The 22,997-nt window shown below is 65.8% G+C and carries 19 protein-coding genes; 8 read left to right on the forward strand and 11 right to left on the reverse strand.

Annotation, left to right across the window (positions count from 1 at the left end):
* Nucleotides 1-326 precede the first annotated feature (326 nt).
* Nucleotides 327-2,990, reverse strand: a complete 2,664-nt coding sequence (locus AC24YW_RS21500) for a glycosyltransferase (protein ID WP_487484581.1) — start codon at nt 2,988-2,990, stop codon at nt 327-329.
* 234 nt (nt 2,991-3,224) lie between these two features.
* On the reverse strand, nt 3,225-3,812 hold the full coding sequence (locus tag AC24YW_RS21505) for a beta-1-3, beta-1-6-glucan biosynthesis protein (protein WP_487484582.1): 588 nt from the start codon (nt 3,810-3,812) through the stop codon (nt 3,225-3,227).
* Nucleotides 3,813-4,048: 236 nt separating this feature from the next.
* On the opposite strand from AC24YW_RS21505, the gene AC24YW_RS21510 reads away from it, so the two are divergent.
* Nucleotides 4,049-5,713 carry a glycoside hydrolase family 17 protein gene (locus AC24YW_RS21510; RefSeq protein ID WP_487484634.1) on the forward strand — a complete coding sequence of 555 codons (1,665 nt, stop codon included), beginning with the start codon at nt 4,049-4,051 and terminating at the stop codon, nt 5,711-5,713.
* Here the strand turns inward: AC24YW_RS21510 and AC24YW_RS21515 are convergent.
* Nucleotides 5,673-6,053, reverse strand: coding sequence for a hypothetical protein (locus AC24YW_RS21515; RefSeq protein WP_260370552.1), 381 nt, complete (start codon nt 6,051-6,053; stop codon nt 5,673-5,675). The two genes, AC24YW_RS21510 and AC24YW_RS21515, sit on opposite strands and share 41 nt — an antisense overlap.
* A gap of 146 nt (nt 6,054-6,199) precedes the next feature.
* Here AC24YW_RS21515 and AC24YW_RS21520 point away from each other — a divergent pair, with 146 nt between their 5' ends.
* On the forward strand, nt 6,200-6,346 hold the full coding sequence (locus AC24YW_RS21520; protein ID WP_487484583.1) for a hypothetical protein: 147 nt from the start codon (nt 6,200-6,202) through the stop codon (nt 6,344-6,346).
* A 54-nt stretch (nt 6,347-6,400) separates the two neighbouring features.
* On the opposite strand, the gene AC24YW_RS21525 is transcribed toward AC24YW_RS21520, so the two are convergent.
* The 3 genes from AC24YW_RS21525 to AC24YW_RS21535 all read right to left on the reverse strand — a co-directional run bounded on the left by AC24YW_RS21525 (nt 6,401) and on the right by AC24YW_RS21535 (nt 8,626).
* Nucleotides 6,401-6,556 (reverse strand): hypothetical protein, encoded by a 156-nt coding sequence (locus AC24YW_RS21525; protein WP_487484584.1) that lies wholly within the window; start codon nt 6,554-6,556, stop codon nt 6,401-6,403.
* Nucleotides 6,557-6,672: 116 nt separating this feature from the next.
* Entirely contained in the window at nt 6,673-7,113 is a 441-nt protein-coding gene (locus AC24YW_RS21530; RefSeq protein ID WP_036012541.1) for an MgtC/SapB family protein, read from the reverse strand.
* 133 nt (nt 7,114-7,246) lie between these two features.
* A complete protein-coding gene (locus tag AC24YW_RS21535) occupies nt 7,247-8,626 on the reverse strand; it encodes a hypothetical protein (RefSeq protein WP_487484585.1) in 1,380 nt (459 codons plus the stop codon).
* A gap of 168 nt (nt 8,627-8,794) precedes the next feature.
* Between AC24YW_RS21535 and glmU the strand changes: the two genes are divergently transcribed.
* Complete coding sequence (glmU, locus tag AC24YW_RS21540) at nt 8,795-10,150, forward strand: bifunctional UDP-N-acetylglucosamine diphosphorylase/glucosamine-1-phosphate N-acetyltransferase GlmU (RefSeq protein ID WP_487484586.1); 1,356 nt, start codon at nt 8,795-8,797, stop codon at nt 10,148-10,150.
* A 6-nt stretch (nt 10,151-10,156) separates the two neighbouring features.
* On the opposite strand, the gene AC24YW_RS21545 is transcribed toward glmU, so the two are convergent.
* Nucleotides 10,157-10,375: a hypothetical protein gene (locus tag AC24YW_RS21545; protein WP_487484587.1), complete on the reverse strand. Its 219-nt coding sequence runs from the start codon at nt 10,373-10,375 to the stop codon at nt 10,157-10,159.
* Nucleotides 10,376-10,596: 221 nt separating this feature from the next.
* Here AC24YW_RS21545 and glmS point away from each other — a divergent pair, with 221 nt between their 5' ends.
* From glmS to AC24YW_RS21560, 3 genes are all read left to right on the forward strand, one after another.
* Nucleotides 10,597-12,423 carry a glutamine--fructose-6-phosphate transaminase (isomerizing) gene (gene glmS / locus AC24YW_RS21550; RefSeq protein WP_487484588.1) on the forward strand — a complete coding sequence of 609 codons (1,827 nt, stop codon included), beginning with the start codon at nt 10,597-10,599 and terminating at the stop codon, nt 12,421-12,423.
* 80 nt (nt 12,424-12,503) lie between these two features.
* Complete coding sequence (locus AC24YW_RS21555; protein ID WP_025036374.1) at nt 12,504-13,274, forward strand: DUF502 domain-containing protein; 771 nt, start codon at nt 12,504-12,506, stop codon at nt 13,272-13,274.
* Nucleotides 13,275-13,378: 104 nt separating this feature from the next.
* Nucleotides 13,379-14,236 (forward strand): NAD(P)-dependent oxidoreductase, encoded by an 858-nt coding sequence (locus tag AC24YW_RS21560; RefSeq protein ID WP_487484589.1) that lies wholly within the window; start codon nt 13,379-13,381, stop codon nt 14,234-14,236.
* 160 nt (nt 14,237-14,396) lie between these two features.
* Here the strand turns inward: AC24YW_RS21560 and recG are convergent, their stop codons facing one another.
* The 4 genes from recG to AC24YW_RS21580 form a co-directional block, all read right to left on the reverse strand.
* Nucleotides 14,397-16,505: an ATP-dependent DNA helicase RecG gene (gene recG / locus AC24YW_RS21565; RefSeq protein ID WP_487484590.1), complete on the reverse strand. Its 2,109-nt coding sequence runs from the start codon at nt 16,503-16,505 to the stop codon at nt 14,397-14,399.
* Between the two features lie 41 nt (nt 16,506-16,546).
* On the reverse strand, nt 16,547-16,957 hold the full coding sequence (locus AC24YW_RS21570; protein ID WP_487484591.1) for a hypothetical protein: 411 nt from the start codon (nt 16,955-16,957) through the stop codon (nt 16,547-16,549).
* 92 nt (nt 16,958-17,049) lie between these two features.
* Nucleotides 17,050-17,673 (reverse strand): peptide chain release factor H, encoded by a 624-nt coding sequence (prfH, locus tag AC24YW_RS21575; RefSeq protein WP_487484592.1) that lies wholly within the window; start codon nt 17,671-17,673, stop codon nt 17,050-17,052.
* Nucleotides 17,670-18,860 (reverse strand): RNA ligase RtcB family protein, encoded by a 1,191-nt coding sequence (locus AC24YW_RS21580; RefSeq protein ID WP_487484635.1) that lies wholly within the window; start codon nt 18,858-18,860, stop codon nt 17,670-17,672. The genes prfH and AC24YW_RS21580 overlap by 4 nt, the downstream gene beginning before the upstream one ends.
* A gap of 316 nt (nt 18,861-19,176) precedes the next feature.
* On the opposite strand from AC24YW_RS21580, the gene AC24YW_RS21585 reads away from it, so the two are divergent.
* Nucleotides 19,177-19,467: an FAD assembly factor SdhE gene (locus AC24YW_RS21585; protein ID WP_487484593.1), complete on the forward strand. Its 291-nt coding sequence runs from the start codon at nt 19,177-19,179 to the stop codon at nt 19,465-19,467.
* Nucleotides 19,464-22,982 carry a transcription-repair coupling factor gene (gene mfd, locus AC24YW_RS21590; protein ID WP_487484594.1) on the forward strand — a complete coding sequence of 1,173 codons (3,519 nt, stop codon included), beginning with the start codon at nt 19,464-19,466 and terminating at the stop codon, nt 22,980-22,982. The genes AC24YW_RS21585 and mfd overlap by 4 nt, the downstream gene beginning before the upstream one ends.
* The last annotated feature ends 15 nt before the right edge of the window (nt 22,983-22,997 follow it).

A 22,997-nucleotide genomic window follows, 5' to 3' on the forward strand; every position in this document is an offset into this window, starting at 1 on the left:
AGATAAGAGATCGCCATCGTGTTCGGACATTCGGAGAGGCATGTCTTGCCGCTTCGCCTAGAGATCGCGTTGCGGGGAAAACCGGCTGTTTCCGGATCATGCCGTCGGCCCGCGCTGTGTAGGGGGAGTGGCTGCGGAGGTCAATAGTGCGGGTGGTTGCCAAAGATCCCGGCAGCAGCGGGGATTTGCTCGGGCTATCCGTCGCTTAGGCCGGAATTCTCATCTCAATTGGCGGCCGGTCATCCACGCCGAAGACCTCGTGACGCTTGCGCAAGACCTTGGGCAAGAGCTTGGGCAAGAGGTCCGAACACCGGCGTGGAGCAGGATCAGCTCGTCTCCCGCCGGACCTCGCTCGGCACGGCTTGCGGCGTGCCGGTCGGGTGGGGCAGCGCGACCGGGCGCAGGCCGATCAGCTCGGCGGTGCGGATGGCGCTGTCGCGCCAGAACTGGAACGAGTTGATGCGGCTGAGCTCGAGGATGGCGATGGCGACCGCGGCGAGGAACGGCAGGCTCTGCAGCATCAGGACGCCGGCGAAGATGTAGATCTCGGTGATCTGCTTGTAGCTGTTGGTGGCGATCAGCACGCCGGCGCCGATCAGAAGGAGGGTGCCGATCACGGCTTCCCAGAACGCCTGGAACTCGATCGACATCCGGCTGAGGCCGCCCTTGGAGGTGCGGGCGAAGGCGATGTGCTCGGTGATCAGGCCCTGCGCCACCGCGCGCGACACCGTCCATTGCACGCTCATCGCAGCGATCATGGCGCCCAGCATCTGGCCGGGCTTGATGGCGACGCGGGCGCGGTACATCGACAGGAAGTGCACCAGCGAGACGATGAAGGCGCCGATGATCGGCAGCGTCAGGATCTTGTCGGGAATGGCGATGTCGGCGAAGGCGACGATCGGCACCCAGATGAGGTTGAGCAGCGCCACGACCACGCCGAGGCTTTCGGCGCCCAGCCAGTTCAGCCAGCCGAGGCTATACTCGCGCTTCTGGTCGGGGGTCAGCCGGCTCGCACCGGGCAGGAAGCGGCGCCAGTGCTTCTTGACGATCTGGAGGCCGCCATAGGCCCAGCGGTGCCGCTGCTTCTTGAAGGCTTCATAGGTATCCGGCAGCAGGCCCGCGCCGTAGCGGGTGTTGGTGTAGTGGGTGGTCCAGCCGAGCTCCTGGATGGCAAGGCCAAGATCGGAATCCTCGCAGATCGTGTCGCTCGACCAGCCGCCGGCCATGTCCATCGCGGCGCGGCGGATCAGGCACATCGTGCCGTGCACGATGATGGCGTTGGCTTCGTTGCGCTGGACCATGCCGATGTCGAAGAAGCCGGCATATTCGCCGTTCATGATGTAGTGCATGATCGACAGATCGCCGTCGCGGTGCTCCTGCGGCGCCTGCACGAGGCCGACGCGCGGGTCGGCAAAAGCAGGCACGAGGTCCTTCAGCCAATCGGGCTCGACGACATAGTCGGCATCGAGGATGCCGATGATCTCGGCATCCGCCGCAGTGCGGTCCATCGCGATCCGCAGCGCGCCGGCCTTGAAGCCCTGCACCTTCTCGGCGTTGATGAATTTGAAGCGTTCACCGAGCGCGCGGCAATGGTCCTGGATCGGCTGCCAGAAGGCGGGATCCGGCGTGTTGTTGATGATCACCACGCATTCGTAATTCGGATAGTTCAGCCGCGACAGCGCATCCAGCGTCTGCTTCAGCATCTCGACCGGCTCGAAATAAGCGGGGATGTGGATCGAGACCTTCGGGCAGTAATCCTCGGGCACGCTCTCGACCGGCTTGTGCTTCGTGATCAGCCGCTGCGGCGGCCGGCCGAAGGCGACCGCTGCGATCTCGTCGATGCGCGCCATGGCGATGAGGACCAGCGGAACAAGGAGGATCATGCCGAGCGCCAGCGCGAAGGCCGAGCCGAACAGGAAGTAGTGGCCGTTCCAATAGGCGAACACGGTCGCGGCCCAGGCGCCGACGCCGTTGGCGGTCGCCGACAGCAGGAAGGCTTGCCTCGCGGTCGCCTTTTCTATCCGCAGGATCGGCAGCGACAGCAGCACGCCGACCAGCAGCGCGATGCCCATCAGCTTCCAGTAGTCGGGGTTCTCGACCGGGCCGGTCCAGGCGAATTTCGCCTCGCCGCTGGCATTGAGGACGCCCCAATACGGACCGACGCCGCCTTCGAAGAACTTCCAGGGCCGATCGATGGCTTCGACGATGTTGTAGTCCATGCCGAGCGCTTCGGCGCGGGTGACGAAGTTGCGCAAGGTCAGCGCCTGCTGGAACGGACCTGGGTCTGCGTTGCGCAAATTATAGCCTGCGCTCGGCCAGCCGAACTCGGCGATCACGATGCGCTTGCCCGGGAACTGATTGCGCAGCAGGTTGTAGCGGTCCACGGCCTGGTCGACGGCCTGATCCGAACGGAAGTTTTCCCAATAGGGCAGCACGTGCGCGGCGATGAAGTCGACGCTGGAGGCGAGGTCCGGAAAATCGCGCCAGATGTTCCAGATTTCGCCCGTCGTCACGGGAACACGGACCGCGCTCTTGACCTTCTTGATCTTGGTGATGAGGTCCTCGACCTTCAGCTCGCCGCGGTAGATCACCTCGTTGCCGACCACGATGCCGATCACGTTGCTGTTCTTGCGGGCGAGCTCGATGGCGGCTTTGATCTCCCGCTCGTTGCGATCCTCGTCCTTGTCGATCCACGCGCCGACCGTGACCTTGAGGCCGAACTCGGCCGCGATCGGCGGCACCAGCTCGCTGCCTTCCGTCGCGGTGTAGGACCGGATCGCTCGGGTGAGGGTCGAGAGCTTCTTCAAGTCCGCGCGAATCTTGTCGGGGTCGACGTTGAGGTCGACGACATGGCCCGGTTCGAACGGCGTATAGGACAGGCTCGGCACCAGGCCCTTGAAGTCAGGCGCGGGTTCCCTGTCGCGCAGGACTCCCCAGATGCCTGCGTGGAGCGCAGACACGAGCAACAGAACGGCGGCGACAACGCGCATCGCGGCTAAACCAATAGGGGCTGAGGTGGCAGGGAAGCGGATCCGACCCCGAGATCCGACCGTGTCCGCGGCAAAGGAAGCATATCTCTGCCACGCGGTTTCACAACTGTCATGGCCTCATGTCCGTATGAGGGCATGGCCTTTTCGAACGAACGCGCGGCAGTGCCAACCGTCTCTATGGCCGATCGTTCCTGAACGGCAGCTGAAACGGGCAGACCTATTCTGGAAGTCGAGCTATTTCGCCGGGGTCGGGGACGGGCTTGCCGCGGGCGAGGGGCTCGCGGCCGGCTGCGGCTGCGCGTTAGCGGCCGGGGCTGCCGACTGGGAAGCGGCGGCCGCGGCCTGCTGCGGCTGGGCGGCCGGGTTGATCCAGCATGCGTGCACGCGGCTATCCAGGGTTTCGGCCACCTTGGGATCGATCTGGCCGCCGAAGCGGGTCAGGCAGCGGAACGCGGCCTGGATGTGGCCGCCGGGGCAGCCGAAGCGGTCATAAAGGTCGAGATGGCGGAACGCAGTATCGAGGTCATCCCGCCACATCAGCCGCACCACGCGCCGGCCGAGCCAGACGCATTCGGGATTGCCGGCCGGGCCGTTGATGACCTGGGCGGCTTCCGCGAATTCGTCGGTGCGGCGCTGATTCTGGGCGGCGTCCTTGGCGGCATCGGCGGGCTGGGCGGCCGCCTTGCCCTGGTCGGGGCCCGGCGCGCCGCTCTGGGCGAGGGCACCGCCGATACCGGTCAGAGCGAGCAGGCAGGAGACGGCCAAGGTGGCGGCGAACTGCCGCAGGACCGCATTTCGTAACTCGAACACCCGTTGCCGCATGAATTCCCCAATGTATCCGCTGGCCGTCCGCGTCAGGAGCCCCGCGGACGCGCCAGCTGATGGCGTCCAAATGGGTCTCCAATGCGGCGGAAAAGTCTTTCGGAGTCCATGACCTGTATTTCGAATTTTGTCCAGCAAAGTCACGATCCTAGATCACGGTCGAACGGCCGCAGGTAAACTCCCTGGGGGAATTCCTTGGGGGCGCAAGGGATCCATCGGGCGTGCCCCCTTGGCAGATGGCGTGCGAGAAGGTAATCGACGGCCCTTCGCGGAGGACGGAACCGATTTCTCTTCGTACGCCACTGGCGCTTCTGCTCGTCTCATTGGGTGCGATCGCTGCCGTGTGGTGGTGGCTTGCCACGCCGATCACGCTCGCGCGCGCCCCGATCGATCCCGCCGACAAGGTTCAATGCGTCTCCTACGCGCCGTTCCGCGGCGAGCAGTCGCCGCTGGACGCATGGACCCATATCGAGGCCGACCAGATTGAGCAGGATCTGCGCCAGCTCAAGGAGATCACCGGCTGCGTCCGCACCTATTCGCTGGAGAACGGGCTCGACCAGGTGCCGGCGATCGCCGCCAAGGTCGGCGGGATGAAGGTGCTGCAGGGCATCTGGCTCTCGAGCAACCGCACCAAGAATTACGAGCAGGTCGGGCTCGCCATTCGCCTCATCAAGCAATTCCCTGACGTCATCACCTCGGTCATCGTCGGCAACGAGGTGCTGCTGCGCGGTGAGATGACGACGGCGGACCTCGTCGCTCTCATCCGCCTGGTGAAGACGCAGGTCGGCGTGCCCGTCACCTATGCCGATGTGTGGGAATATTGGCTGAAGAATCGCGAGGTCTATGACGCGGTCGATTTCGTCACGATCCACATCCTGCCTTACTGGGAGGATCTCCCCATCCGGGCGAAGTTCGCCGCCGCCCATGTCGAACAGATCCGCGAGCGCATGGCGGTGGCGTTTCCCGGCAAGGAGATCCTGATCGGCGAAACCGGCTGGCCGAGCGCGGGCCGCATGCGCGACGGCGCACTGCCCTCGCGCACCAACCAGGCGCGTGTCGTCTCGGAAATCCTGAGCCTTGCGAAGGCGCAGAAGTTTCGCGTCAACCTGATCGAGTCCTACGACCAGCCTTGGAAGCGCAAGCTGGAAGGCACCGTCGGCGGCTATTGGGGCCTGTACGATTCGGTGCGCCGGACCCTGAAATATCCGCCCGGCGAGCCGATCAGCAATTTCCCGTACTGGAAATGGTACATGGGCGCCGGCATGGGGCTGTCCGTGCTGGTGTTCGCGGTCGCGCTGATCACGTTGCGCCGCCGGCCGTGGACGCCGCGCTTCCCGGCCTGGCTCGGCGTCGGCATCTCGGCGACGACCGCCGGAATCCTGCTCGGGATCGGCGCCGACAAGATGTATTACGAGAGCTACGGGATCGGCGGCTGGCTGCTCTGGGGCGCGTTGCTGCTGGCCGGCATCCTGTCCCCGATCTTCTGCGCGCAGGCGATGGTGATCGGCCGCAGCCTGCCGACCTTCCTCGACCTGCTCGGCCCGCGCGAGGGGAGGAAATGGTCGAAGCTCACCGCGGTGCTCGGCCTGACGCTGGCGGTGACGGCGGTGATCGCTTCCGCGACCGCGCTCGGCTTCGTGTTCGACCCGCGCTACAAGGATTTTCCCTACGCCGCGCTGACGATGGCGGTGGTGCCGTTCGCGCTTCTGATGCTGAACCGGCCGCAGATCGGCCAGCGTCCGATCGCCGAAGCGGTGTTCGCGGGGGTGCTGGCGCTGTCGGCCGTGTACGTGCTGTTCAACGAAGGCCGCGACAATTGGCAGTCGCTGTGGACCTGCGCGATCTATCTGTTGTTCGCCCTCACGCTGTGGCGGGCGCGGGCCGAGCAAAGCCAAGAATGAGCAGGCCGATCGCCAGGCCCGACAGCACGACATTGTAGAGCACGATGCCGAGGCCGGCGGCGATGAGGCCGACCGTGAGCAGTACGATCGAGGGCCGCATCAGGTTCAGTGTCGCCACCACCAGCGCCACGATGCCGAACACCGAATTCTTGAACAGCACGGTCGCGACCGACCGCGACTTGCAGACCAGGGTCTGAAGCCCGGCGTCGCAGGCGAGCGCGACCTGCGAAAACTCGATCGCGAGATAGCGCACGTAGAGCGCGCAGCCGACGGTGACGAAACCGACCACGAGCAGGAACTGCACCTGGTAGGGCGTGAGGCGGAAGGGCTTCTTTGTCATGGCGGCAATATGGTCGGGAAGGCGCGGCCAGGCAACAGGGCAGGCGAGGTTTCTGTTGATCTGCCCGGGCACCGTCCAGGAACACGCGAGCCTCCCGCTGGTTCTCAACATGTGTTGCCAAACACATTGCCGTCGAGGAGTGAGCCATGGACAAGCCGACGCAGGAGCAGCTCAGCGAGCTCAAGAGGCTGAGCAAGGAGGCGCGGGTTGAGGACTGGTCGGACATCGTCCGGTCCAAGGAGGAGGCGGAGATGCGCATCCGCGATCTGAAGGAAAAGGCACGCATGGAATAGGTCATCGCCTGCGCCAAGGGGATGAAAAGGGCGATCAAAGGGCATCAACGGCGATCAGGCGCGACTTTGCGTCTCCCGGCTCTGCTCCGCGAGCCGGCGCTCGTATTTTTCAGCCAAGGCGAGCAGTCGCTTCCTGATGTGGGGATCGGCGCGGTCGGCCAGTTCGCGGATCAACGCGAGTTGCTCCCGCAGAAAGTTCGCGTCCGTCATCTCCGCTCCGAATCGAGTCCGGTGCGGAGTGTGCCGTGTCAGGTTGGTCTCGTTCGTATCATTTGGTACTTGGGGGAGGCATGAAGCCGCTCACCGGCCGTGTGCGACTACCAGACTTACTTCAACCCCAGGCGACGTTCGAGCCAGCTGAGCGCAAACAGCACGAATAACGTGACTGCGATGGCGGCGCCCACCAGCAGCCAGGCGCCCAGCGCGCAGGCGATGCCAAGACCGGCAGCGATCCAGACAGTCGCCGCCGTAGTGAGGCCATGAACCGTCTTGGCCTTGACGTCGTGCAGGATGACGCCCGCACCGATGAAGCCGACGCCGCTCAGCACGCCGGTAACAATGCCTTGGACCACCCTCGAGACTGCATCCGGGTGGTCGCGCAAATTCTGAAACTCGATCACGGAAATCGAGATCAGCGCAGAGCCCAAGGCCACCAGCGCCAGGGTGCGCATGCCCACCGGCTTGTCGTTCATGTCGCGGTCGATGCCGATCACGAGGCCCGTAGCCGCCGCGACGAGTAGCCTCAGCACATCATCCAGTTCGTTCATCAAGACCCGCGTTTCTGGAGGGACGACGCTTCGCGCACGTCGGACATGGACCTGCGAACTTGCTGCCAAGCGCGGCCGAGGTCCAAGCGTCCGTTGGTCGCATGCTGGCTGCGTGCGCGCAGGGATCGAGGCGTCATGGCCGCCTGAAGAACGACGACAGCGTCGATCCCGCGGACGACGCTGCCGCCTCCGGTTTCGCCGGCGCTGGTGCCGGCTGCGCGGCGGGAGCGGGGGCGGGCTCCTCGCGCTTGGTGCGTTTTGAGGAGTAGCTGCGGCGGCGTTGCGGCTTTTCAGGCTTCGCGCTCGACACAGGCGCCGTTTCGGCTGCAGGGCCAGCGTCCTGGCTCGTCTCCGAACCCTTGCCCGGGACTCTGTCCTGAGTCTTCTCTTGCGTCTTGTCCGGACCGCCACGCATCGATAGGCGCTGGCCATCGAATACGGTGGTCTCGCAGTGTCGATTGCTCTCGGCGAGGCTCGCGCAGAATTTTGCGGCGGCGGCGGCATTGACCAGGGGGCCGGCGCCCAGGCGGAGCTGCATGCCGAGGCCGGTGTTGCCTTCCTTGATCATGATGATCGGCCGCAGCGCTGCGATCTCCGGGTTGGACTTGGTCACGCCGCGCCAGAGCGCGCGCAGGCCGTCGATCGAGTTGGCGCCGCCGAGATCGATCGCAAAGCGCGTCTGCTGAACAGCGATGGCAGGGGGGTCGTTCTCGGCTGGCTCCGGCGGCTTGGTTGCTGCTGCCACGATTTCAACCGCGGCGGGCGCCGGCTCGGCCTTCTTCTCGGCGGCCTGCTCAACCGCTTCGGGTTGAATCAGCTTCGACGCGGCCGGATCCGGCGGCGCCATCAGCGACTTGGCGGGCACCAGCGGAATCGCCGGCAACGTTGAAGTCATGGCCGGATTCTGTTGCACGAGCGAGGCGGCGGCCGCGGTCTGCGGCGGCGGGCTCGGCGGCTCCTTCAACGTTTCCTTCTGAGCGTCCTTCGGACCATCCTTTTGACCATCCTTGGCGGCTTCGCTGCGCGGCCTCTCGCTCGTCGCCGTCGAGGCGACCGGCGCGATGCTGGGAGCTGCGGCCGCGGGTGCTGCGTCCTGCGGCTTCGCGCCTGACGGCGGCGTCGCGGCTTGCTTGGCGATGGCGCCTGTCACGGAATCGAGCCCTTGCTCCAGCACCGTGACGCGCGAATACAGCCGGTCGCGGTCGCTGTTCAGCGTCTCGATCGCGGCGGCGAGCCGGCGCGCTTCGTTCTGGCTCTCCTTGGTCAGCAGCTGCAGCCGGTCGGCCTGGCGCGCGAGATCGGCGGACGCAACCTGGTCGCGGCGCCAGCCGAGCTGGGCCTGGTTGGCCATCACGGCCAAGACGACGGCGCCGACGGCCGCCACGCCCCACGAGCCCAGCCGCCACATCATGCGGCGGTCGAAGGCGCTTTCCTCGGCCAAAAGTCCGGAGAACAGCCCGCCGGTCTCCTTGGTGGAGAAGGCGTCCGCCAGTGGGTCGGAATCCTTTGCCATGAATGTTAAGCGCCCAGCCCCGTCCGGCTTCCCCGAATCAATCAGGGAACATTAACAGGAAAAGCGCACCGCACTTGAATTCCGGGCGTTTGCGGGGGTAGCAAGGCGATAGTTCCGAGGGCGTTGCCGCCCGTCCGCGCCAATTCGGCCATAGCTGTCAGGATTTCGATGACCGCCCGCTCCAGCCTTACGATCGTGCTCGCCGCCGGCGAAGGCACGCGCATGCGATCGAGCCTGCCGAAGGTGCTGCATCCGGTCGCGCACCAGTCGCTGCTCGCCCACGTGCTGGCCGCTGCACCCAAGGGAACCGGCACCTCGCTCGCGGTCGTGATCGGTCCCGATCATCAGGCGGTCGCCGACGAGGCCAAGCGCATCCGCCCCGACGCGCTGACCTTCGTGCAAGCCGAGCGGCTCGGCACCGCGCATGCGGTGCTGGCGGCGCGCGAGGCGATCGCACGCGGCGCCGACGATCTCCTGATCGCGTTCGGCGACACGCCGCTGATCTCGGCCGGGACCTTTGCGCGGCTGCGCGCGCCGCTCGCACGCGGCGCCGCCATTGCCGCGCTCGGCTTTCGCGCCGCCGATCCGACCGGCTACGGCCGCTTCATCGTCGAGGGCGACCGCCTGGTTGCGATCCGCGAGCAAGCCGACGCCAGCGCGGACGAGCGCAAGATCGATCTGTGCAATGCCGGCGTGATGGCGATCGACGGCCGCCGTGCGCTCGACATTCTCGGGCGGATCGGCAATGCCAATTCCAAGGGCGAATATTATCTGACGGATGCGGTCGAAATCGTCCGCAGGCAGGGATGGGAGTCGGTGGTGATCGAAACCAGCGAGGACGAGGTGCGCGGCATCAACACCAAGGCGCAGCTCGCCGAGGCCGAGGCCGTAATGCAGGCGCGCTTGCGCAAGGCGGCGATGGAGGCCGGCGTCACGCTGATCGCGCCGGAGACGGTGTATCTGTCCACTGACACCGTGTTCGGCAAGGACGTGACGATCGAGCCGTTCGTGGTGATCGGCCCCGGCGTGTCGATCGCGGACGGCACGGTGATCCATTCGTTCTCGCACATCGTCGAGACCACGCTCGGCAGGAAGGTCTCGATCGGACCCTATGCGCGGCTGCGTCCCGGCACCTCGCTCGGCGACGGCGCGCGCATCGGCAATTTCGTCGAGACCAAGGCGGCGACGCTGGAGGCCGGCGTCAAGGTCAACCATCTCTCCTATATCGGCGACGCCACTGTTGGCGCCAATTCCAACATCGGCGCCGGCACCATCACCTGCAACTACGACGGCTTCAAGAAGCACAAGACGGTGATCGGGCAGGGTGCCTTCGTCGGCACCAATTCCTCGCTGGTCGCCCCCGTGACGATCGGCGCCGGCGCCTATATCGGCTCGGGCTCGGTGATCACCAAGGACGTACCCGACGACGCGATGGCGCTGGAGCGCAGTCCGCAGACCATCCGGGAAGGCGGCGCGGCGCGCTATCGCGAGATGAAGACAGGCGGCAAGAAGCCGGAGACGTGAACCGCGCTATTCTTCGTCGGCGAATTCGGAGAAGATCGCGCGGGTCAGGCGCCAGCCGCGCGGCTTGGCGCGCTTCACCGGCTCGCCTTCGGGATGCTTGATGAAGACGGGCTTGTTCTCCTTGCCGCGCAGCGGCGGCGGCCAATGCGCAAGGTGCGTGCCCGTGGTCTCGCTGGCGCGCAGATGCATCGACGAGGGACCCTTGCGGTCGGATGAGCCCTTCATGGCCTGGTTCTCCTGACCAGAATCGTTGGTCAAATGTATTGACAACAAGTTAACGCGCGCGGTTTAAGGCCGGCCAATTCGACGCAGGCGAAGCAGCGGGCGCGGACCCGTGCTGTCTCAATCAGCAATAATTATTGAGTATCTGGTTCCCTGCGATTTTCGCTAAAAACCGGGCGCGTCGTTTAGGCGATTTTTCGACGATTTGGGGGATAGTGATCCGCATGTGCGGGATTGTCGGCATTCTCGGGCGCGAGCCGGTTGCAGAGCAATTGGTGGATTCGCTCAAACGGCTCGAATATCGCGGCTACGATTCCGCGGGCGTGGCCACGCTCGAAGGCAAGCAGCTGGAGCGCCGCCGCGCCGAGGGCAAGCTGAAGAATCTGGAGAAGCGGCTGGAGGCCGAGCCGCTTCTGGGCACTACCGGCATCGGTCACACCCGCTGGGCCACCCACGGCAAGCCGACAGTCAACAACGCCCACCCGCACGCGACCGAGCGCGTCGCCGTGGTCCACAACGGCATCATCGAGAATTTCCGCGAGCTGCGCGAGGAGCTCGAAAACAAGGGCACGGTGTTTCACACCGAGACCGACACCGAGATCGTGCTGCATCTCGTCGACGATTTGCTCACGCGCGGCAACAAGCCCGTGGAAGCGGTGAAGCTGACGCTGGCGCGCCTGCGCGGCGCCTTCGCGCTCGGCTTCATCTTCGCCGGCGACAACGACCTCATGATCGGCGCCCGCAACGGCCCGCCGCTGGCGATCGGCTATGGCGACGGCGAGATGTATCTCGGCTCGGACGCCATCGCCCTCGGTCCCTTCACCGACACGATCAGCTATCTCGAGGACGGCGACTGGGTGGTGCTGACCCGCAACAGCGCCGCGATCTTCGACAAGGACGGCCATGCCGCCCAGCGCGACAAGATCAGGCACGCCGCCTCGACCTCGCTGGTCGACAAGGCCAATTACCGTCACTTCATGGCCAAGGAGATCCACGAGCAGCCGGAGGTGGTCGGCCACACGCTGGCGCGCTACGTCGACATGGCAACCGAGCGCGTCGCGCTGCCGGTCGCGCTGCCGTTCGATTTCAACGACATCCGCCGCATCAACATCACCGCTTGCGGCACCGCCAGCTACGCCGGATACGTCGCCAAATACTGGTTCGAGCGCTTTGCGCGCCTGCCGGTCGAGGTCGACGTCGCCTCCGAATTCCGCTACCGCGAGGCGCCCTTGCGCAAGGGCGATCTTGCGATCTTCATCTCGCAGTCCGGCGAGACCGCCGACACGCTGGCGGCGCTGCGCTATGCCAAGGCCGAGGGCGTGCACACGATCGCGGTCGTCAACGTGCCGACCTCGACGATCGCGCGCGAGAGCGAGACGGTGCTGCAGACGCTGGCGGGACCCGAGATCGGCGTCGCCTCGACCAAGGCGTTCACGTGCCAGCTCATGGTGCTGGCAAACCTTGCGATCGCGGCCGGCAAGGCGCGCGGCGAATTGTCGGACGAGGACGAGACCAAGCTGGTCCACGGGCTCGTCGAGGTTCCGCGCCTGATGGCCGATGCGCTCACGAGCGAGCTCCAGATCGAGAAGCTGGCGCACCGGATCGCCAAGTCGCGCGACGTGCTCTATCTCGGCCGCGGCACCAGCTTCCCGTTGGCGCTCGAAGGCGCGCTGAAGCTGAAAGAGATCTCCTACATCCACGCCGAGGGCTATGCCGCCGGCGAGCTCAAGCACGGCCCGATCGCGCTGATCGACGAGACCATGCCGGTCGTCGTCATCGCACCCCACGATCGCGTGTTCGAGAAGACCGTCTCCAACATGCAGGAGGTCGCCGCGCGCGGCGGCAACATCATCCTGATGACCGATGCCAAGGGTGCGGCGGAGGCGACCGTCGAGTCCCTCGTCACCATCGTCATGCCCGATATGGCGGCAGCCTTCACGCCGATGGTCTACGCCGTCCCGGTGCAGCTGCTCGCCTATCACACGGCTGTCGTGATGGGGACCGACGTCGACCAGCCGCGCAACCTCGCGAAATCGGTGACCGTGGAATAGGCAATCGGGATATCGGTCGTAGTCTTCCAAAACCTGCTAGAAGACCTTAGCTTGTTGGTAGCGACCGACCTGGAACCCGAATGACCCCCCGCGACGACGCGCCTGCGCCTCTTGATCCCGTTCCGGAACCGCATACCGGCCTGATGGGCCGTTTCCGTAATTATTTCCTGACCGGCCTCGTGGTGACCGGGCCGATCGCAATCACGCTTTATCTCGTCTGGTGGTTCGTCACCTGGGTCGACGGCGTGGTGCGACCGTTTGTGCCGTTGGCCTATCGGCCCGAAACCTATCTTCCCTACGTCATTCCGGGCTGGGGACTGATTGTCGCATTCTTCACGCTGACGCTGGTCGGCTTCCTCGCGGCCAATCTGATCGGCCGCACGCTGGTCGATGTCGGCGAGACCTTTCTCGGCCGGATCCCCGCGGTGCGCGCGATCTATCGCGGCCTGAAGCAGGTTTTCGAGACGCTGTTCTCGGGCAAAGGCTCGAGCTTCCGGAAAGTGGGCCTGGTCGAGTTTCCGTCGCCGGGCATGTGGTCGATCGTGCTGATCTCGCAGTCGCCGAACGAGGACATCTCGCGCAGCCTGCCGGGGCAGGAGGAGCACGTCTCGGTGTTCCTGCCGTGCTCGCCGAACCCGACAACCGGCTTCTTCTTCTATGTCCCCAAGAGCAAGATCATCGAGGTCGATCTCACCGCCGAGGACGCCGCGACGCTGATCATGTCGGCCGGCGTGGTGCAGCCGGGCTCGGCGCCCGATCCGAAGAAGGCGGCCGCGCTTGCGGGGATGGCGAATGCCGCGCGTATCGCCAACGCCTCCACGCTCCGGCCCGAGCCTGCGAAGGCGGAGTAGGGCCATTCCGCCGCGGGATGGTCGCGTTCACGCCGGCGCGTTCGTCCTCTGCTAGTCTCCGGTTGAACCGAGCGCACCGCTCGGAATTCGACCTGGAGTGCACGATGTCCAAAACCATTGCGATCCTCGCGCCCGGCGCCATGGGCAGCGCGGTGGCCCGCCGCCTCAGCGAGAACGGTGCGCGCGTGCTGACGTCGCTGCAGGGACGGAGCGAGGCGACGTGCAAACGCGCCGCGGACGCCGGCATGATCGGCGCCCAGGACGACGCGATCGCGGAGGCCGACATCATCCTCTCGATCGTGCCGCCGGGCGAAGCCGTGGCGCTGGCCGAACGGCTGGCCGCGCTGATCGTCAGGCGCGAGAAGAAACCGGTCGTGGTCGATTGCAACGCCGTCAATGTCGATACCGTGCAAAGAATCGAGGAGATCATCGGCTCGGCGCAGGCGCCGTTCGTCGATGCCGGCATCATCGGCTTTCCGCCGCAGCCGGGCGGCAAGGGCCCGGCCTTCTACATGTCGGGCGAGTACGCCAAGGATGTCGCGGTGCTCAGGGATTTCGGCCTCGACGTGCGGATCGTCGAAGGCCCGGTCGGCGCAGCATCGGCGCTGAAAATGTCCTATGCCGGTATCGTCAAGGGCCTCGCCGGCATCGGCTCGGCGATGGTGATCGCGGCCACCAAGGCAGGAGCGGCCGATGCGCTCCGCGACGAGCTCGCGCTGAGCCAGCCGGCGATCCTCGCCCGGCTCGAGGTTGCGCTGCCTGACATGATCCCGAAGGCCTATCGCTGGGTTGCGGAGATGAGGGAGATTGCAGGTTTCCTGGGCTCGGATCATCCGGCGTGCCAGATCTACGAGGGCTTTGCGCGGTGGTTCGAGCACCTCGCCGAGGACGCGAAGGGAGAGGCGGCGGACGCGGAATTGATGAAGGCGTTTGCGGCGAGCATCGCGGGAACAAAATCCTGATCGCGCGCATTCTCGCTGCCTCAAAACGTCATTGCGAGCGCAGCGAAGCAATCCAGACTGCCTCCGCGGAAAGATTCTGGATTGCTTCGCTGCGCTCGCAATGACGTGGAGGGTCCGGTGCCCTTGCGTCTGTTACGAACCTTGCGGCACTGCCTCAAAGCTATCCCGCCCCGATCAGCGGGATCGCCTCGTCCCGCTCATACAGATACAGCAGGCACCGCAGCGCCTCGCCGCGCTCGCCTTTCAGCTTGGGATCCTCCTTGAGAATCTGCAGTGCCTGGTCTCTGGCCTGGGCGATCAGCTGGCCGTGCACCTCCGGGCGCGCGATGCGGTAGCCGGGCAGGCCGCTCTGGCGCACGCCGAGCACGTCGCCTTCGCCGCGCAGCTTCAGATCTTCCTCGGCGATGCGAAAACCGTCAGTGGTCTCGCGGATCACTTTCAGCCGGGCCTTCGACATTTCGCCGAGCGGCTCGCCATAGAGCAGGATGCAGGTCGAGGCCTCCGAACCGCGTCCGATGCGGCCGCGGAGCTGGTGCAGCTGGGCAAGGCCGAAGCGCTCAGCGTTCTCGATCACCATGATGGTGGCGGCGGGCACGTCGACGCCGACCTCCACGACCGTCGTCGCCACCAGCAGCCCGATCTCGTGGGCAGCGAACTGGCCCATCACGCGGTCCTTCTCGGTGCCCTTCATCTGGCCGTGGACGAGGCCGACGCGGTCGCCGAAGCGCTTTTGCAGGGTCTCGAACCGCTTGGTCGCGTTGGTGAGGTGCTCGGTACCTTCGGCTTCGGATTCCTCGACCAGCGGGCAGATCCAGTAGACCAGCTTGCCGGCTTCGAGCGCGCGGCCGACGCCTTCCATGACCTCGCTGATGCGGCTCATCGGCACGGCACGGGTATCGATCGGCTGGCGGCCGGCCGGCTTTTCGCGCAGCTCGGAAATGTCCATGTCGCCGAAATAGGTCAGCACCAGCGTGCGCGGGATCGGGGTCGCGCTCAGCACCAGCACGTCGACGGCCTCGCCCTTGGACGTCAGCGCGAGGCGCTCGCGCACGCCGAAACGGTGCTGCTCGTCGACGATGGCGAGCGCGAGATCCCTGAACACGACATCGTCCTGGATCAGCGCATGGGTGCCGACGAGGAGGTCGATCTCGCCCTCGGCGAGCTCAGCGATGATCTCGCGCCGCTCCTTGCCTTTCTCGCGGCCGGTGAGGATGGCAACGCGCATGCCAGCGCGCTCGGCAAGCGGGGCGATGGTCTTGATGTGCTGGCGCGCCAGGATCTCGGTCGGAGCCATCAGCGCGGCCTGCTTGCCGACCTCGGCGACCGCGGCGGCCGCGAGCAGCGCCACGACCGTCTTGCCGGAGCCGACGTCACCCTGCAGCAGGCGCAGCATGCGCACGGGCTGCTTGAGATCTTCGGCGATCGCGGCCGCAGCGGCGCGCTGTGACGGCGTGAGCGCGTACGGCAGGGCGTCGATGATCTTGTTGCGCAGATGGCCGTCGCCGGCATTGCGCACGCCGGCGGGGCGGCGCAGCTGCGCGCGGATCAGGGCAAGCGCGAGCTGGCCGGCCAAGAGCTCGTCGAAGGCGAGGCGCGACCAGAACGGCCTGTCGGGCAGGATGTCGGTCAGCTCGACCGGCTGGTGCACGCGATTGAGCGCTTCCGCGATCGGCGGGAAGTCGCAGCGGCGCAGCACCTCCGGGCTGATCCATTCCGGCAATGCGGGAAGCTTTTGCAGCGCCTGCGCGATCGCGCGGCGGAGCGAGCCCAGCGCGAGGCCTTCCGTCAGCGGATAGACCGGGTCGATCCCGGACAGCTTTGCGATCGCCTCCTCGTCGAGCACGCGATCGGGATGCACGATCTGCGGGATGCCGTCGTACATCTGCAGCGTGCCGGAGACGTAGCGCTTCTCCCCCATCGGCAGCAGCTTCTCGACATAGCCCGGCTTGGCGCGAAAGAAGGTCAGCACCACGTCGCCGGTGTCGTCGCTCGCGTAGACCAGATACGGCGCGCGCGAATTGCGCGGCGGCGGCGGGCGGTGGCGATCGACGGTGACCTCCAGCGTCACCATGGTTCCAACGGCTGCGTCGCGGATCTTCGGCCGCGCCCGGCGGTCGATCACCTGGCTCGGCAGATGCAGGAGCAGATCGACCAGCCGCGGCGTCTCGCTGCGGCTGAGCAGGTACTGCAGCAGCTTGTCCTGCTTCGGACCGACCCCGGGCAGGCTGGTCACGGGAGCAAACAGCGGATTGAGCAGGCTGGGGCGCATTATGGCAATCTAGCGCGGCATAGGTGCAGACTGCATCAGGGTTAGTCCTTCTGAAGTCTGTAAGCTGCCGCCCGTTTCATGGAATCAATCGCATACTGCTGCTGCTCACTTGTTGCGCGCCAATCAACCAGTTTGTCCGATAAGCCGAGACTCGTCAAAACTTCGTCTATCAAGAATTCAACGCCGAACTCCGCGACCAAGGCGGCATCGACCTGGACGTATGGCCCCTTTTCGCCATGTTGATTGATCGAGTGTTGGAGTTCAAAAAACACGACCACCCGTCCCGAGGGAAGCCGGAGACACATGCTACGAGCTGGACCCAATTGATCATCCAAGCTCTTGACCTCAGACCCAATGGACTTTGCAATTTCGGAAATGCGCACTTGAAAGCGCATAATCTCATATTCGGGGTTGGGAAACCGATAGTCGTAAACCTGTACCACGTTCGTCATCGTACAATCCTGCGTTCAGGGCAGTGCCACTGTCGCTATAGCGACAGGCGCGGTGAACCATGAAGTGCCGCGCGCACTGTCGCCAACCTACACTAATTCGCCCGGAACACTGCGCCCTTGAACCGCTTGACCGGCCGGCCCCGTTCGAGTTGATCGTGTGCCGCGTGCGCTTCGTGCCGGGCGGCGATCACGGCGAGCTCGCCTTGCAGCCTGAGCAACGCCGCCAGGCGCTCCAATGCAAGCGCCTTGTTCCGATGCTGCGATCGTTCCTCCCGCGCCACGACCGCAAGCCCACTTGGAACGTGGATGGCGCGCACGGCGCTTTCGGTCTTGTTCTGGTGCTGTCCGCCGGGGCCACCGGCACGGAACGCTTCAAAGCGAACATCTCCGGCGTTGACGGCGTTCGACGTCTCGGGCAACGCAGGAAGCTCAACGACGCCGATGAACCAGTTCTTGCGCTTGTGATGTGGCCTGAGCGGGCTCTGCGCGGTCCATTGGATTGCGCCGACCCACGGCCGCGCAAAGGCAGCCGCGCCATCGCCATGAACCACAACGAGCGAGGACGCCGGACCGTGCCTATCGGGGCTCGGCCCCTCAAGACAGTCGGTATCCAAGCCGAGTGCGGTCGCCTCTTTCACGATCGTCGCAACGGCGTTCGCGACCGCGATCCGGCATTCCGCCGGACCGCGTCCGCTGGTGAACAGGAGCCGGATCATCGGCGATGCTCCTTCCAGCGCTTGTCGCGGTTGCCGCTTGTCGCGGCGGAGGACCCGCCTTTCTTGAACGTCAGCAATGGCCGGAAGGTGGCCACCACGCGTACGAGGCCGAACTCCACGAGATCGGCGATGACGCGCTCGATGCTCTTGTAGGCGTCGGGCGCTTCCTCCGCGAGCAGGCCGCGATCGCCGCAGACGACGATGCCGCCGAACGGGTTGCGTTCCAGCCTGGCAACGTCCGACTTCTTGACCCGGACGCGGCCGTGCATGGACGCTCGGTCGTATTTGCGGCCCGCGCCGTGCGCGAGCGATGCCAGCGCTTCGGGTTGCATGTCCGCCAGAGGCTCGACCAGATATGACAGCGTTCCGCGCGACCCCGGCACCGGCACCAGTCCGCGATCGGCCGCCGCCGCGCCCTTGCGATGGAGCGCCAGCACATCGCCGGTGGCGCTGGGCCGGCTCTCGACCATGTTGTGGGCGAGGTCGCTCACCGGACGCAGAGCCGCGCGCGCGGCGGCTCCGGTCCGCTCTGCGATGATGCGGCGATTGAGCTTCGCCCATCTCACGGCGCAATCGTGGTCCGCCAGATAAGCATGTGCTGCGTCGCTGCCGATAGACAACGACTCAGATCCATCCCGCAGGACGCCTTCCAGGATCGAGAAGCCGAGGCCCCGCGAGCCCGAGTGAACCAGGACATAGGCCAGATTCCGGTCGAGGCCGGCCCGCGCCGCCGCCTCGGGCACGAGGATCTCGTCGATCGCCTGGACTTCGCAGAAATGGTTGCCGCCACCGATGCTGCCGAGCGCGGCATCGAACGGGCTTGCGCCGATGCCCGCGTCGGCCAATGCGTTTTCCACGCCACCGTCCCAGGGCTGGTCGAGCGCGTGCATGCGCTCGGCGAGATGATCGAGCCGCAGCTTGCGTGCCGCGATATCCAGCTCGAAAAGCCCCATACCGCAGCCGATGTCGGAGCCGACCAGCTGGGGATGAATCCGGTCCGACAGGATGGCGCAGCCGACGGGTCCATATTTGCCCGGATGCAGATCGGGCATGGCAGCGACCGCCCGGACTCCAGGCAGCCCGGCGACGTGTTCCAATTGTAGCGTAGCGTTGCCTTCGATCCATGAACTGGACGAGGCGAAGATGTGGATCGGCGCGCGGCCGTCCACGTTGGCAGAATTGCCCATTGAGAAGCTCTCAGCACAATAGGGGTCGTCGACACGCGCAAGGCGCGTGGTTTCCCTAACGGCCCGGCCAACGCACGCGCAGTTTAGGCGATGCCCTCGACGGGGCGGCGAGACATGAACGTCATCGAGCCTTCTCCCTGATGATCGCGCCAGGTGGCGCCGGATCGGGGCAGACACATAGCGGCGAAAGCGAGAAGCCGCAAGCCACAGGCGATGTGCTTCCGGCGACAAAAGGCTGCTGACATTTGGAGGCCCACCGCCTATATCAGCCCCGCCCGGCACGTCCGGGCTTTCTGCGTTGACTGGGATCTGAGACATGACGGGAACGACACGATCGAGCGAGGGGCTGGACGACCGCCGCAAGCGGCTTCTGTTCCGCTGCTGGCACCGCGGCACGCGTGAGATGGACCTGATCCTCGGCCGCTTCGCGGATGCCGAGATCGGCAATCTGTCCGATGGCGAGCTGAGCCAGCTCGAGACCTTGCTCGAGGTCAACGATCCCGATCTCTATGCCGCCATCACCGGCGACAAGGTGCTGCCGAAGGGCGTCGCCGGCGCGCTGTTTGCCCGCATCAAGGCGTTTCCGATCGCGGACGGCAGCGTATGAAGCAGGGCATGAAGTCTCCGGCCGAGCTGCTCGCGCCCGGCCGCGCGCTGACGCTTGCCAATGTCGCGGAGGGTGCCGAAGGCCTCGTCGTCTCCGATCTCGCGCGCGCCATCGCGGCGCGGCCGAAGAAGCCAGCCGTCAGCCTCGCCGTGGTCTGCCGCGACGGCGGGCGCATGCAGTCGCTCGAACGCGCACTTAGGTTCTTCGCGCCCGATCTGCCGGTGCTGACCTTTCCGGCCTGGGATTGCCAACCTTACGACCGCGTCTCGCCGCATGGCGGTGTTCTCGCGCAGCGCCTGACCACGCTGGCGCGGCTGGCCTCGCTCACCGGCAGCGACAAGCCGCTGATCGTGCTGACCACGGTGAACGCGGTGGTGCAGCGCGTGCCCGCGCGCGAGCTGGTCGGCGCGCAGGCGCTGTCGGTCGCGCCGGGCAACGTTGTGCCGATGGACACCGTGGTCGCCTGGCTGGAGCACAACGGCTACAACCGTTCCTCGACCGTGCGCGAGCCCGGCGAATATGCCGTGCGCGGCGGCATTCTGGACCTGTTTCCGGCCGGCCTCGAGCAGCCGGTGCGCTTCGACTTCTTCGGCGACAGCCTGGAATCGATCCGATCCTTCGACGCGGAAACCCAGCGCACGCTGCTCGATATGCGCTCGCTCGACCTCGTGCCGGTCTCGGAGTTCCAGCTCGTCACCGACACCATCCGCAGATTCCGCATGGGCTATGTCGCCGAGTTCGGCGCGCCCGAGCGCGACGATGCGCTGTATGAAGCGGTCAGCGAAGGCCGCCGCCATCCCGGCATGGAGCACTGGCTGCCGCTGTTCCAGGACCGGATGGACACGCTGTTCGACTATCTGCAAGGCGCTGCGATCGCGATCGAGCCGCAGGCCGAGGACGCCGTGCGCGAGCGCTTCAAGCAGATCCTCGATTATTACGAGGCCAGGCGCGAGGCGATGGAGCATCCCGGCGGCGGCGCCATCTACAAGCCGCTGCCGCCCGACCGGCTGTATCTGACCGAGGAGGAATGGAGCAAGCGCCTCGGCGATATCCCGCTGGCGCGGCTGACGCCGTTCTCCGTGCCGACCGATGGAACGAGCGTCGTCGATGCCGGCGCGCGCAAGGGCCGCGATTTTGCGCCGGAGCGCAACGACAGCAATGTCAACGTGTTCGAGTCCGTGGTCAGCCACGTCATGGCGCTGCAGGCTAGCCGCAAGAAGGTCGTGATCGCGCTGTGGACGGAGGGCTCGCGCGACCGCATGACTTCGATGCTGCGCGATCACAAACTCGCCCACACCACCAGCGTCAATTCCTGGCGGACGGTGCAGGCGACGCCGCGCAACGAGACCATGCTCGCGGTGCTCGGCCTCGAGAGCGGCTTCGAGACCGACGAGATCGCGCTCATCAGCGAGCAGGACATCCTCGGCGACCGCCTGGTGCGGCCGCGCAAGGCCAGCCGCAAGCTCGACAATTTCATCTCGGAGGTGACGAGCCTCACCGCCGGCGACATCGTCGTCCACGTCGACCACGGCATCGGCCGCTTCATCGGCCTGCAGACGCTGGACGTTGCCGGCGCGCCGCATGACTGCCTCGAGCTGCACTATGCCGCCGAGACGAAACTGTTCCTGCCGGTCGAGAACATCGAGCTGCTGTCGCGTTACGGCTCTGATCAAACCACGGTCGAGCTCGACCGCCTCGGTGGCTCGGGCTGGCAGACCCGAAAAGCAAAACTGAAGAACCGCATTCGCGAGATCGCGGGTGAGCTGATCAAGATCGCGGCCGAGCGCATGCTGCACGAGGCGCCGAAGCTGCCGGTGCAGCAGGGCCTCTACGACGAGTTCTGCGCACGCTTCCCCTATGACGAGACCGAAGACCAGCTGGGTGCGATCGAGTCGACGCTGAAGGATCTCGAAAAGGGCCGCCCGATGGATCGCCTGATCTGCGGCGACGTCGGCTTCGGCAAGACCGAGGTGGCGCTGCGTGCCGCCTTTGCCGTGGCACTCGACGGCAAGCAGGTCGCGGTCGTGGTGCCGACCACGCTCTTGGCACGCCAGCATTACCGGACCTTCAGCGAGCGCTTCAAAGGCTTCCCGGTCAATGTCGCGCAGGCCTCGCGCCTGATCCCGACAAAACAGCTGAACGAGGTCAAGAAGGGCATCGCCGACGGCTCGGTCGACATCGTCGTCGGCACCCATGCGCTGCTCGGCAAGGCGATCAAATTCCGCGACCTCGGCCTGCTCATCGTCGACGAGGAGCAGCATTTCGGCGTCAGCCACAAGGAGCGGCTGAAGGCGCTGCGCGCCGAGGTGCATGTGCTGACGCTGTCGGCAACCCCAATCCCGCGCACGCTGCAATTGGCGCTGACCGGCGTCCGCGAGCTCTCTATCATCGCATCGCCCCCGGTGGATCGCCTGGCGGTGCGCACCTTCGTCGCCCCGCACGATCCCCTGATGATCCGCGAGGCGCTGCTCCGCGAGCGCTATCGCGGTGGCCAGGCGTTCTACGTCGTGCCGCGCATCGACGACCTCGCCGAGGTCAAGGATTTCCTCGACAAGAACGTGCCCGAGATGAAGGTCGCGGTCGCGCACGGCCAGATGCCGCCGGCCGTGATCGAGGACATCATGACCGCGTTCTACGACGGCAAGTTCGACGTTCTGTTGTCGACCACGATCGTCGAGTCCGGCCTCGACATCCCCAACGCCAACACGCTGATCGTGCACCGCGCCGACATGTTCGGCCTTGCCCAGCTCTATCAGCTGCGCGGCCGCGTCGGCCGCTCCAAGCTGCGGGCCTACGCGCTGTTCACGCTGCCTTCGCAGCAGAAGATCACCGCGCAGGCCGAGCGCCGGCTCACCGTGCTGCAATCGCTGGAGACGCTGGGCGCCGGCTTCCAGCTCGCCTCGCACGACCTCGATATCCGCGGCGCCGGCAATTTGCTCGGCGAGGAGCAGTCCGGCCACATCAAGGAGGTCGGCTTCGAGCTCTATCAGTCGATGCTGGAGGAGGCGATCGTCAACCTCAAGGCCGGCGTGTCCGAGCCCGCCGCCGATCGCTGGTCGCCGCAGATCACCATCGGCATGCCCGTGCTGATTCCGGAGGACTATGTCAGCGATCTCTCGGTGCGGCTGTCGCTGTACCGGCGCCTTGCCGATCTCGACACCGAGGAGGAAATCGAGAATTTCGGCGCCGAGATGCGCGACCGCTTCGGCGTGCTGCCGGACGAGGTGCGCTATCTGTTCAAGGTCGCCGCGATCAAGGCGTTCTGCCGCCGGGCCAATGTCGAGAAGATCGACGCCGGCCCGAAGGGCGCCGTCATCGTCTTCCGCGACAATTCCTTCGCCTATCCCGATCGGCTCGTCACCTTCATCCGCAGCTACGGCCAGGCCGCCAAGGTACGCCCCGACATGAAAGTGGTGTTCCTGCAGGACTGGGAGACGCCCGAAGAGCGGCTCGCCGGCACGACGGAGATCATGCGGCAGCTGGCGCAGCTCGCCGAGAGCAAGAAGGCGGCGTGAGGCACCGGCTTCACC

This window comes from Bradyrhizobium sp. USDA3516 (genome assembly GCF_057651995.1).